The 16,916-nt window shown below is 34.3% G+C and carries 13 protein-coding genes; 7 read left to right on the top strand and 6 right to left on the bottom strand.

The window, feature by feature from the left end; translation table 11 throughout:
* Genes Q0845_RS15935 through Q0845_RS15915 form a run of 5 tightly spaced genes read right to left on the bottom strand, consistent with a single transcriptional unit; the run spans position 1 to position 7,259 of the window.
* Complete coding sequence (locus tag Q0845_RS15935) at positions 1-564, bottom strand: hypothetical protein (protein WP_298515227.1); 564 nt, start codon at positions 562-564, stop codon at positions 1-3.
* Between the two features lie 44 nt (positions 565-608).
* On the bottom strand, positions 609-1,460 hold the full coding sequence (locus Q0845_RS15930; protein WP_298515225.1) for a GNAT family N-acetyltransferase: 852 nt from the start codon (positions 1,458-1,460) through the stop codon (positions 609-611).
* Between the two features lie 33 nt (positions 1,461-1,493).
* Positions 1,494-3,365, bottom strand: a complete 1,872-nt coding sequence (gene mnmG, locus Q0845_RS15925) for a tRNA uridine-5-carboxymethylaminomethyl(34) synthesis enzyme MnmG (protein ID WP_298515222.1) — start codon at positions 3,363-3,365, stop codon at positions 1,494-1,496.
* Between the two features lie 50 nt (positions 3,366-3,415).
* Entirely contained in the window at positions 3,416-3,838 is a 423-nt protein-coding gene (ybeY, locus tag Q0845_RS15920) for an rRNA maturation RNase YbeY (RefSeq protein WP_298515218.1), read from the bottom strand.
* Complete coding sequence (locus Q0845_RS15915; protein WP_298515216.1) at positions 3,831-7,259, bottom strand: DUF4175 family protein; 3,429 nt, start codon at positions 7,257-7,259, stop codon at positions 3,831-3,833. Before Q0845_RS15915 ends, ybeY begins: the two co-directional genes overlap by 8 nt.
* Before the next feature lie 110 nt (positions 7,260-7,369).
* Here Q0845_RS15915 and Q0845_RS15910 point away from each other — a divergent pair, with 110 nt between their 5' ends.
* From Q0845_RS15910 to gltX, 4 genes are all read left to right on the top strand, one after another.
* A complete protein-coding gene (locus Q0845_RS15910; RefSeq protein WP_298515214.1) occupies positions 7,370-8,197 on the top strand; it encodes a transporter in 828 nt (275 codons plus the stop codon).
* 87 nt (positions 8,198-8,284) lie between these two features.
* Positions 8,285-9,334 carry an alkane 1-monooxygenase gene (locus Q0845_RS15905; RefSeq protein ID WP_298515210.1) on the top strand — a complete coding sequence of 350 codons (1,050 nt, stop codon included), beginning with the start codon at positions 8,285-8,287 and terminating at the stop codon, positions 9,332-9,334.
* 161 nt (positions 9,335-9,495) lie between these two features.
* Complete coding sequence (locus Q0845_RS15900) at positions 9,496-11,442, top strand: T9SS type A sorting domain-containing protein (RefSeq protein WP_298515207.1); 1,947 nt, start codon at positions 9,496-9,498, stop codon at positions 11,440-11,442.
* Positions 11,443-11,684: 242 nt separating this feature from the next.
* Positions 11,685-13,196, top strand: coding sequence for a glutamate--tRNA ligase (gltX, locus tag Q0845_RS15895; protein WP_298515203.1), 1,512 nt, complete (start codon positions 11,685-11,687; stop codon positions 13,194-13,196).
* Between the two features lie 178 nt (positions 13,197-13,374).
* On the opposite strand, the gene Q0845_RS15890 is transcribed toward gltX, so the two are convergent.
* Positions 13,375-14,025: an outer membrane beta-barrel protein gene (locus tag Q0845_RS15890; protein ID WP_298515201.1), complete on the bottom strand. Its 651-nt coding sequence runs from the start codon at positions 14,023-14,025 to the stop codon at positions 13,375-13,377.
* A 93-nt stretch (positions 14,026-14,118) separates the two neighbouring features.
* Between Q0845_RS15890 and Q0845_RS15885 the strand changes: the two genes are divergently transcribed.
* The 3 genes from Q0845_RS15885 to Q0845_RS15875 all read left to right on the top strand — a co-directional run bounded on the left by Q0845_RS15885 (position 14,119) and on the right by Q0845_RS15875 (position 16,889).
* Positions 14,119-15,051, top strand: coding sequence for an SPFH domain-containing protein (locus tag Q0845_RS15885; protein ID WP_298515198.1), 933 nt, complete (start codon positions 14,119-14,121; stop codon positions 15,049-15,051).
* Positions 15,052-15,137: 86 nt separating this feature from the next.
* A complete protein-coding gene (locus tag Q0845_RS15880) occupies positions 15,138-15,662 on the top strand; it encodes a hypothetical protein (RefSeq protein ID WP_298515196.1) in 525 nt (174 codons plus the stop codon).
* A 117-nt stretch (positions 15,663-15,779) separates the two neighbouring features.
* On the top strand, positions 15,780-16,889 hold the full coding sequence (locus Q0845_RS15875; RefSeq protein ID WP_298515194.1) for a serine hydrolase: 1,110 nt from the start codon (positions 15,780-15,782) through the stop codon (positions 16,887-16,889).
* Positions 16,890-16,916 lie beyond the last annotated feature (27 nt).

Genomic DNA, 16,916 nt, shown 5'->3' with positions numbered 1-16,916 from the left:
TTAATTATTATTTATGATAAAATCTAATTCTTTTACCGATCCTATTCTTTGATATTCGTCCATTAGATTTACTAAATATTTTTCTACAATTGCTTTGTGAATTGATTCATCTTTCAAACTATCTGCTTCAATATCGCTTTCAACATATACAGCTACATAATGATATTCAAACTCGTCAACTTGTATGTCTTCATTAAATCCTGTATTCAATGAATTGTTAAGCGCTCTATTTACAATTGGCGAAAATAAGTCTAATGTTTTATCTTTTGATTTAACCGTATAGAATGTCATTAAAAAACCAATGTCGTTAATCTTGACAGGCATATTTTGCAAATAACTATTATCATCTGCATTTAGCTTGTACATGATAAACGAAGTAAGATCGCTTTCACTCAAATGATTTAAAAAGATAAAATGATTTGACTTTCCTAAAGACTTTTTTAATTTCTTTCCTTCAATAATAGAATATCCAACTTCTGTAATTTCTGGAGCCTTTTTTATAGAAATACAATTTGTGAGTAATAAAAGTAAAGTGAGATTCGCAATAAGTTTTATAGATTTCATATTTCAATATTTTTTTAGAAGTACTAACAAAAATCTAACCAAGATTAAAAATTCTTAGATTCCATAAAACCAAAATCAAAACTCATATCATACTGATCGATATAATTGTCAAAGTCCATTTCTTGAAAGAAATCATGAATCTTTTTATTTTCTGTATCTACATTAATGATATTATAATTTCCTGTTGGCAATCCTGTAAACAAAATACTCCCGTATTTTTTCCAATTGTTTTCCTTTACTCCTAGCCTATGAATCCTTTTTGAAATTTTATGCAAAATTAAATACGCAACAATTTCTTCTCCATAAAAAACACAAATAGCTTTTAAATTATCTTTATACTGGTTTAGGCAATGGTTTTGATTTTCTATAGAAGGTTCATAGTTTTTTAAATGTTCAAAATCTTCAAATTCAAAATCGGGTTTTTCTTTTATATCATATATTGATCCAACAGCAACTTCTTCCCAATGGAATTTATATAAATGATATTGTCGGTCAATCGAAAAACCTACTTTTTGATACGCTAGAATGGCACGCTCATTTTTTGTGATGCATTCTAAAGTGCTTTTTTGAATTCCGTTTTCTTGTAACGCTGAAATTGCTTTTTCATATAATTTACTCAATAAACCTTGCCTTCTATATGTTGGAATAACTCCTGTAGATGCATTGTAGGCAACTTTGGTTTCTCCGTAAAAATTAATTGCATGAATGATAAAACCAACGAGTTTATTGTTGTCAAAAACTCCAAACGACAAACTATAATCTACGCCTGAAGCTGTCCAACGTTCATTGACATATTCCTCAGTAAAATTGATCGGAATGAAATAATCTGAGAACGCTAAATTTAATGTCGAAACGATCTCACTTATAGCTATGTTTTCTAATGATTTTATTTCCATAAAAAAAGTGTTCCACGTGGAACACTTAGAATTTCATCTGTTTAAATATACTAACATGACACTTATATCACTTGGTGAAACTCCACTAATTCGTGAAGCCTGTGATAAGTTTACAGGACGAATTTTAGCTAGTTTTTGTCGTGCTTCCATCGAAAGATTTGTTAATCCTTCATACTTGAAATCAGCCGGAATTTTTACACGCTCCAAATTATTTAACTTGTCAGCATTGCTTTTTTCCTTATTGATATAACCTGCATATTTTACTTGCACTTCTGTTTGTTCTAATACATCTTTTCCAAGATTGTTTTCTTGAATAAAGTTTTCTACAGAAGCTACATTTCGCATATCGTCCATGCTAATATTTGGACGCGAAAATATCTTAAACATCTTGTCTTGCTGTCTCACTTTTGAAGAGTTCTTCGCTTCCAATACAGGGTTTATTTCATCTGGCTTTACACTCGTGTCTTTAAAGAATTGAATGAACGCATCAGAGTTTGTTTTCTTCAGCTCCATAGCACGCAAACGTTCTTCACTAGCCAAACCTAACTTATGACCTACAGGTGTCAATCTGAAATCTGCATTGTCTTGTCTCAATAAGGTTCTGTATTCTGCACGAGACGTAAACATTCTGTATGGCTCTTCTGTTCCTTTCGTGATTAAGTCATCAATTAGAACTCCAATATAAGCTTCGTTTCTTTTAAGAATAAATTCTTCTTTTTCTTGAACTTTTAATGCTGCATTTATTCCTGCCATGAGTCCTTGTGAAGCGGCTTCTTCATATCCAGTAGTTCCATTAATTTGTCCCGCAAAAAATAATCCGTCTACAATTTTTGTTTCAAGCGTATGCTTTAATTGTGTTGGTGGAAAGTAATCGTATTCGATGGCATATCCAGGTCTAAAGAACTTTACATTTTCAAAACCTGCTACCGAACGTAATGCATTAAATTGAACATCTTCTGGAAGCGAGGTCGAAAAACCATTTACATATACCTCAACCGTATTCCAACCTTCAGGTTCTACAAATAATTGGTGACGATCTTTGTCTGCAAAACGATTGATTTTATCTTCGATCGAAGGACAATATCTTGGTCCAATCGATTTAATTCTTCCGTTAAACATTGGCGATCTATCAAAACCTTCACGCAGTAAATTATGTACTTCTGGAGACGTATACGTCATATGACAAGCACGTTGATTTTCTAATGGTTTTGTGCTTTTTAAATACGAGAATTTATCAGGTTGTACATCGCCTGGTTGAATAATCATTTTTGAATAATCCAACGATCTTCCATCGACTCTTGGTGGCGTTCCTGTTTTCATTCTTCCCGATTCAAAACCAAGTGCTACCAATTCTTCTGTAATTCCAGTTGCGGCTCTCTCTCCTGCTCTTCCTCCACCAAAATTTTTATCTCCAATATGGATCAATCCGTTAAGGAAAGTCCCATTGGTTAAGACGACCGTTTTTGATCTTATTTCTAATCCTAAAGAGGTTTTTACACCTTTTATTTCTCCTCCTTCAATGATTAATCCACGCACCATTTCTTGATAGAAATCAAGGTTCTCAGTTCGCTCCAACATCAAACGCCATTCTTCTGCAAAACGCATGCGATCACTCTGTGCTCTTGGTGACCACATTGCTGGTCCTTTTGACTTATTCAACATCTTGAATTGAATGGCAGAATTGTCCGTAACAATTCCGCTATATCCACCAAGTGCATCGATCTCTCGCACTATTTGTCCTTTCGCAATTCCGCCCATAGCAGGATTGCAAGACATCTGTGCAATGTTCTGTAAGTTCATCGTAACGAGCAAGGTTTTGCTTCCCATATTCGCAGCAGCGGCGGCAGCTTCAGATCCTGCATGACCAGCACCAACTACGATAACATCATATTCCGTATTAAACATATCTAACGATTGAAATTCGGTTATTCTTTTTCGATTTTTTTGAAAGACATTTAAGAGTGTTCCACGTGGAACAATTCAAGTTTTTCATTTTCTTTGGATGTCATTTCATTTTGCTCAGCTTCCGTTTTGTCTTTGTATCCGCAGTAATGCAATACTCCATGAACCATCACGCGACGCAATTCTTCTTCTGTGGAAACATTGAAATCTTTTGCATTGTCTGCCACACGTTCCACAGAGATAAATATATCACCGTGCAATTCGTTTCCAACAGAATTATCAAAGCTAATGATATCTGTAAGCGTATCGTGATTTAGAAATTCCACATTCAATTTATGCAGATATGCATCATCACAAAAGATATAATTTATATCTCCTTCTCGTTTGTCTTCAGATGCAATTACCTTGCTAATCCATTGCTCAATTTGTGCTTCATTTGGAAGTTCAAATTGTGTCTCGTAATGAAAACTAATCATCCTTTTTCTTGAAATACTCTTGTACTTTCTTTTTGTAATTATTCCGCAAAGGTAATACTTGTCTGTTTAATATTTCAATTTGATTGAAATACTGTCTCACATCAGGCATTTTTTCATTTGTAGTATTGTTGAAATCTTTGCGATTTGTAGTAGATTCTCGTTTGCTTTCTTTCTCTTGTTCAAAGGCAGCTTTGTCTAGTTTTTGGAGTTGATATTTCAGCTCAATCATCTTCTTCATCGTTTCATCATTGAATCCTTTTTCAAGCAATTCCGTTTCCACCTTTTCCATTTGTTTTAAGATTTCTTTGGCTTGTGGATCGTTGATTTTATCTCCGTACTTATCTTTTAGCTGTCTTTCTAGTTGACTTCGAAGCGCTTGTTGTTGTTTAAAAATGTCATATAGTTTTCCAGATTCATCTTCGTTTCCTCCACTTCCAGATCCGCCACCTTGCTGTCCATTTTCACCATCTTTTCCATCTTTATTTCCTTGACCTTTGTCACCATCTTCCTTTCCTCCTTCTTTGCCACCTTTGCCATCTTTTCCTTGACCTTCTTTCTTCATTCCTTTCTCCATTTGCTTGTTCAAGTCATCTTGAGATTGAATGATATCTGGCAATTGAAATCCTTTTCCTTGACCTTGATTTTGTCCACTTTGCCCCATTCCTTGATTACCTTGCCCTTGACCTTGTCCCATGTTTTGGTTCATATTGTCTAATGCGCCACTTAGGAAATCTGCCAATTTGTTGGTAGATGTCAATGCGTACTGTTGTGCTGCAACTCCTCTGTAGACATTATTCTCTGCCAATTGTTCTAGCGATTTGTCGATGTTATAATAAATCTCGGTGATTTCGCCATTGATTCTTTCTGAAATTGTAGGCTGGCGTAAAGACAATGAAAACAAACTATCGTCTACATGTTCGAACATTTTGCGCAGTTCTTTTTGTCGTTTTAGTTTGGCAGCATAACCCGCATTTGTATTGTCAATTTCCTCAAATCCTTTCATCAATTCTTCTTCATCAAAAGAGAATAAAACTAGATTGTCTAGAATTTGGCGCAACATTTCAGCATCTTCTTGAATGCTTTCCTGTCCACTCATTTGCATCGCAGTTTGCATGCTTTTGCTCATGCGCTGCATTTTTTGAGCGGCTTTCTTTTGCTTTTTCTTGGCGCTTTGTTGCTGCTCACTTTTTTGTTGTTGACTTTCAGATTCTTCGCTGTTTTGTAAATCTTCCGAAGCATCTTGCTGTTCTTGCTTAATGTCTTCTTCATCATTTTTGTTTCGCTCTAAATCAAGTGGCTTTTTCAGCTTGTTGTTTTCTTCATCCAATTCGTCCATCTGCTTTTGCAAATCTTCGAATTTCTTATTCAGTTCTTCCTGCTTTTCTTTTGTATTTTCTTCGCCAGTTTTCTTAGATAATTCTTCTTGTTCTTTGGCTAATTCTTGTAATTCTTGCTGAATCTTCTCTGCTTTTTTCGTTACATAATAACGCTTCGTAAGCTCTAAAATTTGCTGAAGATTCTTTTTGTTATTTTGTTGTTGCTTTCCTAGTTCTTCTAATTTTTCTTGAAGTTCTTCTTCACTAATTTTTTCAGCTAACTTCTTTAGCTCTTCCATTAGCTTTTCATTCTTCTCCAATTCTTTTTGTTGACGTTCTAAACGTTCTTGGAGCAACTCTTTATCTTCATCATCTTGCGTTTCTTCCTTTTGAAAATCCTCTAAGTTTTGTTCTAATTGTTCAGAGAATTTCTTCATCATTTGATCGCTTTGTTCTTGTCGTTGCAAGAATTTTTCAAGCTTTTTGCGATCGTTAAAATTCAGCTCACTTTTCTCTTTTTGATTTCGTGTAATCTTTTTAAGTTCGTCTTGTTGCTTTTGAAGCTTCTCTAAGGATTTATCTAAATCTTTGATTGTTTCATTTTGTTGCTGTAACTGTTCTGTTTGCAACTCCGTATCGGTAAGTTTTCGATAGTTAAAGATTTCACTTTTGACTTTCTTTCCGCCACGAATTCCGTCATTGTCTCTTAGTTCAAAATAGAACTCATAATTCACACCTTTTGCCAGTTCTAAGTTTCCTGGAAAAGTATATTGGAATTGATCAATATTTGAAGTGCTGATTGGAATATTTTCTTGGAATTTGTTCGCAGCACTTTCTGCTGGATAGTATACCAACTTCAATCCTCGCAATCCGTAATCATCTGAAACTTGTCCTAGAAAATACATAGTTCTACCATCTACAGAATCTCTTTTTGACTGTAAATCCATTTTTGGATACTCGTCTTTGATCACATTGATGTTAAATCCAAGGTTTTCATAGTTTTTGAGTTCAGAATTACTTGTACTTATCTGATAATCAAGTTTTTGATATATTTTTTGTGTCAGTTTGAAGTCATTTGCTTCTTTCCCAAACACATACGTACTATCTTTTGAAATTAATTCTAGTTTTTCTGTTTGTTTCGCCTTCGCTTCCCAGGTAATTTTAGTTCCTTCTGGAATCGTGGCATTTCCTGTACTTTTTAAAACCTCATCTTTTCGTTTGGTATATGCTGGATAATCCAACACCATTTGAAAGTTAACCAATGAAGGTACTTTTACCACATTGAGCGTATATGGTTTTGAAGTTACTTCATTCGCGGTTAAGGTAAAAGTCGTTGCTTCTTTGGGTTGTGTAAATGTATATTCAAAAGTTCCTACTCCTTTGTTTTGAAGAAAATAAGTTTCGTCACCTAAAGATATTTGTACTTCTTCCGGAGTCACATCGCCTAATGTTTGTACTTGCAATTTGTACGCTTGATTTTCAATAGCTTGCAAACTATCATTCACTACAATAAATTGAAATGGCGCTGGCGGCTCATAGGCCGTTTTGTAATTTACAACACGTTCATAGCTTTTGCTAAACAACGAACTGTTCCCTGAAATCCAAACAAACAACACAATGGCCAATGGCAATATTGCATACTTTGCGTATTTAATATTTTTCTTAAAGTTAATTGCTACCTGAAACGGAATGGGTTGTAGTTCTTTCGATTTTTGTTCGATACTTGCCAACAACAATTCAGATTCCTGAGAAGTTTCAGACAATTGCAAAACGTTCAATAGTTTATCGCTTACTTCTGGGAAATGATTCCCGATAATGGTAGACGCTTCTTTGAAACTAATTCCTTTCTGTAGTTTAAACAGTTTGGTTAATGGTAGCACAATAAATTTCGCGAAAAGCGATACTTCTACTAGAATAAAAATCCAGAATAAAGCGGTTCTTGCTCCAGTGCTTAACCATAGAAAATGTTCCACCAATAAGGTGATGATAAAATATAGCAGACCGATACTGAAAAATAATATCGTTCCTTTGATAAGCTCGTTTGTATAGTATTTGGTCACAAACTGACTTAGTTTCTTCTGTATGTGTTCGTATGCATTCGTCATATAACTGATAAAAATAACATATTTAGCCAATTAATAGTATACGAGACTTGTTAAACATTCTGTAAGATTTTTAAAAAACTTACTACTAAGCCATCATAAACAAGCTAATTATGAAAAATTTATATACAATTATTGCACTTTTAAGTTCCGGAATTTTGTTTGCGCAAAGTCCTTGGACACAAGAAAAAGGATCGTTTTATACACAACTTTCGTTCACCACAATTTCAAATTACGATGAAATTTTTGGCGATCCAGATTATCAAACTGATCGAGAAATTACCGACAATACACTACAATTATATGGAGAATACGGAATATCCAACAAAACTACATTGATTGTAAATCTTCCTATAAAATTCATCAGTACAGGAGATGCTGTGAATGGAACTGCTTTTCTAGCAGAAGAATCAAAATCTGCTTTTGGAAATGTTTCAGTTGGATTAAGACATCAATTTTACAATAAGAAATGGATCATTTCAGGACAGTTAAATGTAGAAGCTAATACAGGAACTTTTGAAGCTGCTTCTGGAATTCGCACTGGACAAGATGCTTGGACCTTTACTCCTACTGTAAATTTTGGACGTAGTTTTGATAAATTCTACATTCAAGCATTTACAGGAATTGATTTGAGAACCAATAATTATAGTAACAACTTTAAAATTGGTGGAGAAATAGGAACCAAAGTACATTCAAAAATTTGGTTGGCTGGTTTTGTTGATATCGTAAGTTCATTTAATGATGGTGATGTCAATTTGCCTTTGAGCAATGCAGCTACAGCTTTGTATGTAAACAATCAAGAATACGGCGCATTTGGATTGAAGGTTATTGGAGAATTCAACAAATCTTTTGGTGGCGTGTTAGGTTTTGGTGGCGCTTTCTCTGGAAACAATGTTGCCAAACAAGGTGCATTGACTCTTGGATTGTATAAGCGATTTTAAAAGTGTTTTTGTTACGAAAGTTCTCTAAAATTCAAATTCAGCAAAAAAAGTAGTAATTTTAAGAGCTTTGAATTTTGAAATTGACGTATGCGAGACTTAAAATATTTAGCGGCATTTTCTACACCTTTGGTTGCCGTGATTGCTTTATACTTAGGAGGATATTATACATTTTTAACACCCATTTATGCCTTCGGAATGATTCCGTTGATGGAATTGATTTTTTCGCAAAGCACCGAAAACTTATCAGAAGAAGAAGTGGAACAGAAATCTGTGAATCCAATTTTTGATTGGTTGTTGTATTTAAACATTCCTGTCGTTTTTGGATTGCTCATTGTAACGCTTTTAAATGTTTCTTCGGGAATGTATGAAACTTATGAAGTGGTTGGATTGATCTTTTCTACAGGAATTGTATTGGGTTCCAATGGTATCAATGTCGCACACGAATTAGGTCACAGACAAACACAGTATGAGCAAATTATGGCAAAACTCTTATTGCTTCCTTCAATGTATATGCACTTTTTTGTAGAACATAATTTTGGACATCATTTGCATGCTGCTACAAAAGAAGATCCTGCCACTGCTAGATACAATCAGGTTCTGTATTCATTTTGGATTACCTCAACAGTAAGACAATATTTGAACGCGTGGAAAATTCAAAAGAATTTACGCCAACGTGGAAAGTTTTCATTTTTTTCCTTGAAGAATAATATGTTTTGGTTTACACTTCTGCAACTAACGTATTTGGCAATTGTATTCTATTTTCTAGGAGCTCTAACATTACTTTTTGCAGTAGCAAGTGCCGTAGTTAGTTTTTTATTGTTGGAAACTATCAACTATATAGAACATTACGGATTGCTGAGAAAGCAGTTAGCTTCTGGACGTTATGAACGTGTTCGAGAAATTCACTCTTGGAATTCCAATCACGTTATTGGGCGTATCGTTTTGTATGAACTTACGCGCCATAGCGATCATCATTACAAAGCTTCTAAAAAATACCAACTGCTTGATTGCCATGAGAAAAGTCCGCAAATGCCGTATGGATATCCAACGTCAATGGTCTTGGCATTAATTCCGCCTTTATGGTTTAAAATAATGAACAAACGCATTCCTGCAGAAATGGTTTCTATTGCTAACTAAGTTGCAAAAGGGTGTTTTTCCTGTAATACTTACGGTTTTTCTATAATGTTTTCTGAAGGCAAAACACTTCTATAATCTTAGTGATTTGCTTCTACCCTATTGTTTCCTTCTGGCGCATCTTTGCCCTGAAACAAATTATAGAAACTTAAACATTTTACATTATGAAAAACACAATTACTTTGTGTTTGCTCCTTTTTTATGGAGTAAGCTTTGGACAATTCTGTGAAGATTTTAACGATCAGGATATATCAAATTGGAATGGCGTGGCTGCTGGCGCTAGTACAGCAGATCCTTTTGGACCAAGCGGAAATGCTGATGATTTCTTTTTACACTCATATGATTCTTCAGGTTCATCATACATTTATAACGATGTAGATTATGGTGGCGATTGGCGTGAATATGAAGGACAATGTTTATGCTGGGATTTTCAAGTAATTGAAGATGGTGGCTTAGGAGAACCTTTATCTCCAAGGCTTATTATTTATAGCGGATCTCCAACAAGTCCTACAGCTACTGCAACTTTTGTAGCTAGTGTACAAACTGTTGAAGATGGAGGTTGGGTACATGTATGTGCGCCAATTGAAACGTGTCAAGGAACCGATTTACCTTCTAATGCAAATGGACAATGGGTTATGGGCGCTGGATTAGAGTGTGACGATTGGAATACTTTATTAAGTAATATTGATGGAATTCGTTTTTACTTAGACTTAACTTCAAGTCCTACAGAAGAATACGGGTACGATAATATTTGTATTCAAGATTGTGATATTGATACGGGCGAACCAAATAATGAAGGTGCTTTTTGCTGTGAAGGTGAGAACCTTGTAGAAAACGGAAACTTTGAAAATGGCGCTAACGGATTTGGTACCGATTATACAGAAGATGCAAGTTTATATCCTGGTGCATATCATGTATCAAACGATGCAAGTATTTTTGGAACTGCCGTAACAGATCATTCTGCGTGTGAAGATCCAGAACAATATAGCAACAATACAAACTTCTTATTGGTAAATGGTCGTACGACACAACCTTCGGGAACCACAAGTATTATTTGGGAACAAAGCATTCAAATTGATTTTGAAAAAACCTATAAGTTCTGTGCAAACTTCAAAGATTTGCCACAATGTACTTTCAATATCAAGCCAGAAATTCGTTTGGAAGTAAACGGACAGTTATACGATTGGATTACCATTGATACCAACAGCGACGATCCTTGTGATTGGCAACAAATCTCAGAATGTTTTGAAGGTGAAAACGATGTGCTAGATATTAAAATTCATTTAAAAGAAGATGGTTTGGGTGACGGAAATGACTTGGCAATTGACGATATTTCATTGCAAGCAAAACTCGATCAAAACCTCAACATTAGTGTATTGCACCAAGGAAGTCCACAACAATTAACAGGTTCTATCAACAGTATTGACACTACAGATGATGCGTTATTGGTAGGTGATATTTGTACAGAACAAAATAATGGATATCAATATACATGGTTTGTATATGAATTAGAATATTCTTCATTCCCATTCACAGATCCTGTAGACTTTATCAATATGGTTCCTAATACATTTGCTTGGTCTAGTAATATGGGCGGATTCAACAATCAATTACCAACTTCTGCAAATCCAGTTTGGGGACTTACTACCACCTTCCCTAACTATAACTTTGAGCACAATAAGCTATATGTAATCGGATTATATGTTCCTTCTTGTTGCGATAGCTGTTACGACGAAGCTTGGTCTTACCAAATTACATTAAGTACTGAAAGTGATTCGGGTACAACACTCAATGTATTTACATCAGAAGTAAAAGATCATTTACGTTCGTTATTTGTTATGGGAGATTCACAAAGTGGAACCTTAGGAAGAGACGAAGCCGATTTGGTCAACTTTAACATGTTTCCAAATCCAACATCAGATGTATTACGATTCAATAGTGACGAAGCAATTGTTGCCTATCAAATCACAGATATTACTGGAAAATTGGTACAAAGCAAAGCTACAGAGGTTTCAGAAATTGATGTTTCACAATTAAGTGACAATATGTATTTCTTAACTGTAGAAACTGCATCAGGCATTAAACACACTGAAAAGTTTATTAAAAAATAATGGATTTCAAGAACTAATTATACTTCTTATAAAAAGTAGCATTTTTTCTCAACTTGCTGATTAATCGAAACCCTCAAGGCTAAAAACTTTGAGGGTTTCACTTTTACTCAATAATCGAGATTTAAAATACGATCGCTTGCATTTTCTTTTCTGCTTCATCAAAAGAGAACTGCATTTTACAGACACAATTTTAAAGGAAAAATAATATTACATTTGCACTTTAAAACCATATACTATTACCTATGACTAAAAAAGTTCGTGTTCGTTTTGCACCAAGTCCAACAGGACCATTACACATTGGAGGCGTGAGAACTGCCTTATTTAATTATTTATTCGCCAAAAAACATGGTGGAGATTTTGTATTACGTATTGAAGATACAGATCAAAACCGATTTGTAGAAGGTGCGGAAGAATATATCATAGAATCATTGGAATGGTGTGGAATTCCGTTTGACGAAGGTGTTGGAAAAGATGGAGGATTTGGTCCATACAGACAAAGTGAGCGTAAGCATTTGTACAAGCAATATGCAGATCAATTGATTGAAAAAGGACATGCTTATTACGCTTTTGATACTGCGGAAGCCTTAGACGGACATAGAAGAGATCATGAAGCTAAAGGAAAAACCTTTATTTATAACTGGCACAATCGTTTAAAGTTGACAAACTCTTTATCGCTTTCGGCGGAAGAAGTTACTGCAAAATTAGACGCTGGCGAACCGTATGTAATTCGTTACAAATCGCCACAAGATGAAACGTTGCATTTAAAAGATATTGTTCGTGGTGATGTAAAAATTGACACCAATATTTTAGATGATAAAGTATTGTTTAAAAGTGATGGAATGCCAACGTATCACTTAGCCAATATTATAGATGATCATTTAATGGAAATCACGCATGTAATTCGTGGAGAAGAATGGTTGCCTTCATTAGCATTGCACTATTTACTATATCGTTCGTTTGAATGGGAAGCACCACAATTTGCACATTTACCATTAATTCTTAAGCCAACTGGAAAAGGAAAATTAAGCAAGCGTGATGGAGCTAAGTTTGGTTTCCCTGTATTTCCAAAAGAATGGCATGATGATAAAGAAGATCAATTGTATATGGGATTCAAAGAAGAAGGATATTTCCCTGACGCACTAATCAATTTCTTAGTCTTTTTAGGATGGAATCCAGGAACAGAACAAGAAATCTTTAGCTTAGAGCAATTGGTTCAAGATTTTGAATTGGAACGAATCAACAAAGCAGGAGCACGATTTGACATCAAAAAAGCTGATTGGTTCAACCAACAATACATGCAATTAAAATCTAGAGAAAGTATAGCAATTGCATTTAGAGAAAGTCAAGCTGAATTGGCAGATATTGATATCCATTATATTGAAATGGTGGTTGACTTAATTAAAGAAAGAGCTTCGTTTACCAAAGATTTATGGAATTTAAGTCACTTTTTCTTTGTGGCACCAACAGAATATGATGCAAAAGCTCAGAAAAAGGCATTAAAAGAAGGTACAGGAGACATTTTAAATAAATTGGTAGAGATTATTAACGCTACTGAAGATTATAGCGTAGAAAGCTTACAAACAAATATCAAAGGTTGGATTACTAGCAATGAAATTGGTTTTGGAAAAGTAATGCAGCCCTTACGTTTTGCATTGGCAGGCGCATTAAGCGGCCCTGATTTATTTCAGATTATGTTTATGATTGGAAAACAAGAAACCATCAAGCGTATTCAGAAAGTATTGGGAATGTTGTAAGATGACATTTCGATAGCTACGCTAGGTATTTTTCAATGTTATTAGCGAAGTTACATTATAAAAAAAGAGCGCTTATCGGCGCTCTTTTTGTGTGTTAAGATCCCGCTCTAAAACGGGATTAGCTCAACTTTTGAGTTTGAATGTGTCTTTCGGCTTTTCAAAATCGAGTTTCACTAAATTACAAATAGAAAGTGGCTAAAACACTCAACTGTTCTATATTTCCTTTTAGTTTATTATTATCAACTGTCAGTTTACTTAAAACGTTTGTAAATCCATATTCGTATTGCAACGAGATTTTAAATGATTGAAATCCGGCTGAGATTCCCACAACTCCCATCACATTTAGTCGATTGGTTTGGCGTGCTTCTTTAGCGGTAAACGAATCGTATCCTTGTAAAATATAATCTTCAAACTGGCTATCAATTTCAAACTTTTCAGTCAATTGCAAAGCTGGTCCAAATTCCACACTTAAATGTTTTTCAACGATTTTATAACTTCCCAACACTCCAATTTTTGCTGCCAATAAGCTAAATGGAATTTCTTGATTTAAAGAAGTAACTGTTTCTCGTCCTAAAACATTCAATTCATGAAAATTAAGATGTAAAAAGTACACCATATCAAAATGTCTGGCAACGGTTCCACGTGTAGACAATCCACCTTGAAAGCCTGTAGATTTAGTAGTTACAAGGTCATCCGTACGAATATCAAATTGATGAAATCCTGCCGAAATTCCCAAACGATTGTAGTTGTCATAGCGACCTTGAGAAAAAGAATTTGTAACAAAAAGTAGTGTTACAGCTACTAATAGTAGATAAGTAGGTTTTTGCATTTGAGGGTACCTTTAGATTAAAGTCCCCAAAAGTATCTTTTTTTACTCAAAATAAATTATTTTTATATACTAACATTTTAAATACTACAAATTATGCCAATAAATCCATACTATGTTGTTGCAGGTGTACTAGCACTTATTATTATACTAGGTTCTGTTTTTACTGTAAAGCAACAAACAGCTGCTATTATTGAACGTTTTGGGCGTTATAAGAGCATTCGTCAATCAGGATTGCAATTCAAAATTCCTTTAATCGATAGAATTGCAGGAAGATTAAGTTTAAAAATTCAACAATTAGACGTTATTATTGAAACAAAAACGAAAGATGATGTATTTGTTCGTTTAAAAGTTTCGGTTCAATATAAAGTAATCAAACTTAAAGTGGAAGATGCTTTTTATAAGTTAGATTATCCGCACGATCAAATTACATCGTATGTATTTGATGTCGTTCGAGCCGAAGTTCCAAAAATGATTTTGGATGATGTATTCTTACGTAAAGATGATATTGCAATTGCAGTAAAGTCTGAATTGAATGAAGCGATGATGGAATACGGATATGACATTATTAAAACCTTAGTAACAGATATTGATCCTGATGCACAAGTAAAAGCTGCCATGAACCGTATTAATGCAGCTGATAGAGAAAAAACGGCTGCACAGTATGAAGGTGATGCACAACGTATTTTAATCGTTGAAAAAGCAAAAGCAGAAGCAGAAAGCAAGCGTTTACAAGGTCAAGGTATTGCCGATCAGCGTCGTGAAATTGCCCGTGGTTTAGAAGAATCTGTTGAAGTATTGAACAAGGTTGGAATTAATTCGCAAGAAGCTTCTGCCTTAATCGTAGTAACGCAGCATTATGATACACTTCAAGCTATTGGTCAGGAAACAAATAGTAATTTAATTTTACTGCCAAATTCTCCACAAGCTGGAAGCAATATGCTCAACGATATGGTTGCTAGTTTTACCGCAAGTAATCAAATTGGTGAAGCCATGAAGAAAACAAAAAATAATAAAAAAGATGAGTAATACGCTCTAATAAACCCTAAAAGCCCGAAATTGAATATTTCGGGTTTTTTTATGTGTATCTTTCAACTCACAAACAAATAATCAATATGAAAAAAATCGCTTTCCTCCTATTTATATTCTGTGCTACACAGGTATTTTCACAAGATATGGAAGCTCTTAAAGCGAGTGCACTAAGAGACGCAAAAGCTACTGCTGAAGCAACTTTAAAGCAAGATTTTAAAACTTTACTTACTTATTCGCATCCTAATATTGTAGAAGGATCTGGTGGTGCAGAATTTATGGAAAATTATTTAATTCAGTCATTTGAACAAATGAAAACGCAAGGTTTTGCTATTGAATCTGCAGAAGTAAAGTTTGTATCAGATGTTGTAAAAGAACAAGGAGAATATCGCTGTTATGTACAAAATAAGATGGTGATGAGTGTAAAGAAAAAGCGCTTTTTCCTAACAGGTTATACTATTGGTTTTTTTAATGAAAGTACTAAAAAGTGGACCTTTGTAGAAGCGAAACAAATGAAAGATACGGGAAATGGAATTCCTTTTTTCCCAAATTTTAAAACATCTATGAACATTCCTGAAAATACTACTGAGATTAAGGATATTAAAGAGTAATGAAATTAAAATACTGATTTTCAATCACGCTCATCAAAAACTTTTAAACGTTCGTCAAACGAATTATATCCTGTACGTTTTATGTGGTTACTTTGAAGTATCAAAAAAACAATCATCATGAAACGAACAATCATTTATCTAATTACTATTTTTCTTTGTGTTCATTCTGTGCTTTCGCAAGATAAAGCCGTGAATGCAATTGATACCCGTAATTTTTCTTCTGAGATAGGAAAAGTTATTGCAGAAAACAGCGAACTTTTTCCAAATAATGTGCAACTCTCTATTGCTTTAATTGATGGTGAAAAGACACAATATATTGGAGTTATTCGTAAGAACGACACACTACAAAATATAGAAAATAAAGATGCAATTTTTGAAATTGGCTCAAATACAAAAGTCTTTACTTCGCTCCTATTGTCACATCAAGTTCAGACAGGAAACCTTCAACTGAATGATAAACTAGTAGATGTGTTGCCATTCAAAATTGAAACATTACCCGAAAATACAGATAAGATTACGCTACAAATGCTTGCTAACCATTCTTCTGGTTTGCCAAGATTGCCACAAAATATCTTTCCGCTATTGCAAACAAACATGGAAAATCCGTATAAAGAATACACAATTGACATGTTGCATAATTATTTAAAAAGCGGAATTGTTTTAGAAAAAGAACCTAATAAAGTAAGTTCCTATTCCAATTTAGGTGCTGGCTTGCTAGGATACATTCTCACAGAAAAAACTAAGAAAAGCTATGAAGATTTGCTACAAGAACAAATTTTGAAACCTTTAGGAATGCATCATACTACTACAGATTTATCTAAAGTAGATTCTTCTAAATTGGTCATTGGAATAAAAGCAGATGGCACAGAAGCTTCTAATTGGGATTTTACAGATGCATTGGTTGGTGCTGGCGGCATGAAATCGAATGTAATTGATATGGAAAAATTTATCCGTAAAAACTTTGAAGAAGATGTCGTTTATAATTTACCTCAACAAGAAACTATTAAAGTCAACAAAATGGTTCGCGTTGGTTTGGGTTGGCATATTATTACCAAAGAAGGAAAAACAGTATTGTTTCACAATGGCGGCACTGGCGGATATTTGTCGTGTATGATTATTGATAAAAAAAACAAAAAAGCCGCGCTGCTCCTATCTAACCTTTCTGCATTTAGTCCGCAAGGTCCAAAAATTGATAATTTATGTTTTTCTTTGATTGAACTTTTGTAATTATACTAATTCAGTTTACGTGTCAAA

The organism is uncultured Kordia sp. (assembly GCF_947489565.1).
In the GTDB taxonomy this organism is placed as follows: Bacteria; Bacteroidota; Bacteroidia; order Flavobacteriales; family Flavobacteriaceae; genus Kordia.
The sequence above is the reverse complement of the archived record's forward strand: the minus strand, read 5'-3'. Positions and strand labels throughout refer to the sequence as shown.

Excerpts from the sequence above, each read along its gene's own strand:
- Q0845_RS15935 (WP_298515227.1), bottom strand. The coding sequence starts at position 564 with ATGAAATCTATAAAACTTATTGCGAATCTCACTTTACTTTTATTACTC.
- Q0845_RS15930 (WP_298515225.1), bottom strand. The coding sequence starts at position 1,460 with ATGGAAATAAAATCATTAGAAAACATAGCTATAAGTGAGATCGTTTCG.
- mnmG (WP_298515222.1), bottom strand. The coding sequence starts at position 3,365 with ATGTTTAATACGGAATATGATGTTATCGTAGTTGGTGCTGGTCATGCA.
- ybeY (WP_298515218.1), bottom strand. The coding sequence starts at position 3,838 with ATGATTAGTTTTCATTACGAGACACAATTTGAACTTCCAAATGAAGCA.
- Q0845_RS15915 (WP_298515216.1), bottom strand. The coding sequence starts at position 7,259 with ATGACGAATGCATACGAACACATACAGAAGAAACTAAGTCAGTTTGTG.
- Q0845_RS15910 (WP_298515214.1), top strand. The coding sequence starts at position 7,370 with ATGAAAAATTTATATACAATTATTGCACTTTTAAGTTCCGGAATTTTG.
- Q0845_RS15905 (WP_298515210.1), top strand. The coding sequence starts at position 8,285 with ATGCGAGACTTAAAATATTTAGCGGCATTTTCTACACCTTTGGTTGCC.
- Q0845_RS15900 (WP_298515207.1), top strand. The coding sequence starts at position 9,496 with ATGAAAAACACAATTACTTTGTGTTTGCTCCTTTTTTATGGAGTAAGC.
- gltX (WP_298515203.1), top strand. The coding sequence starts at position 11,685 with ATGACTAAAAAAGTTCGTGTTCGTTTTGCACCAAGTCCAACAGGACCA.
- Q0845_RS15890 (WP_298515201.1), bottom strand. The coding sequence starts at position 14,025 with ATGCAAAAACCTACTTATCTACTATTAGTAGCTGTAACACTACTTTTT.
- Q0845_RS15885 (WP_298515198.1), top strand. The coding sequence starts at position 14,119 with ATGCCAATAAATCCATACTATGTTGTTGCAGGTGTACTAGCACTTATT.
- Q0845_RS15880 (WP_298515196.1), top strand. The coding sequence starts at position 15,138 with ATGAAAAAAATCGCTTTCCTCCTATTTATATTCTGTGCTACACAGGTA.
- Q0845_RS15875 (WP_298515194.1), top strand. The coding sequence starts at position 15,780 with ATGAAACGAACAATCATTTATCTAATTACTATTTTTCTTTGTGTTCAT.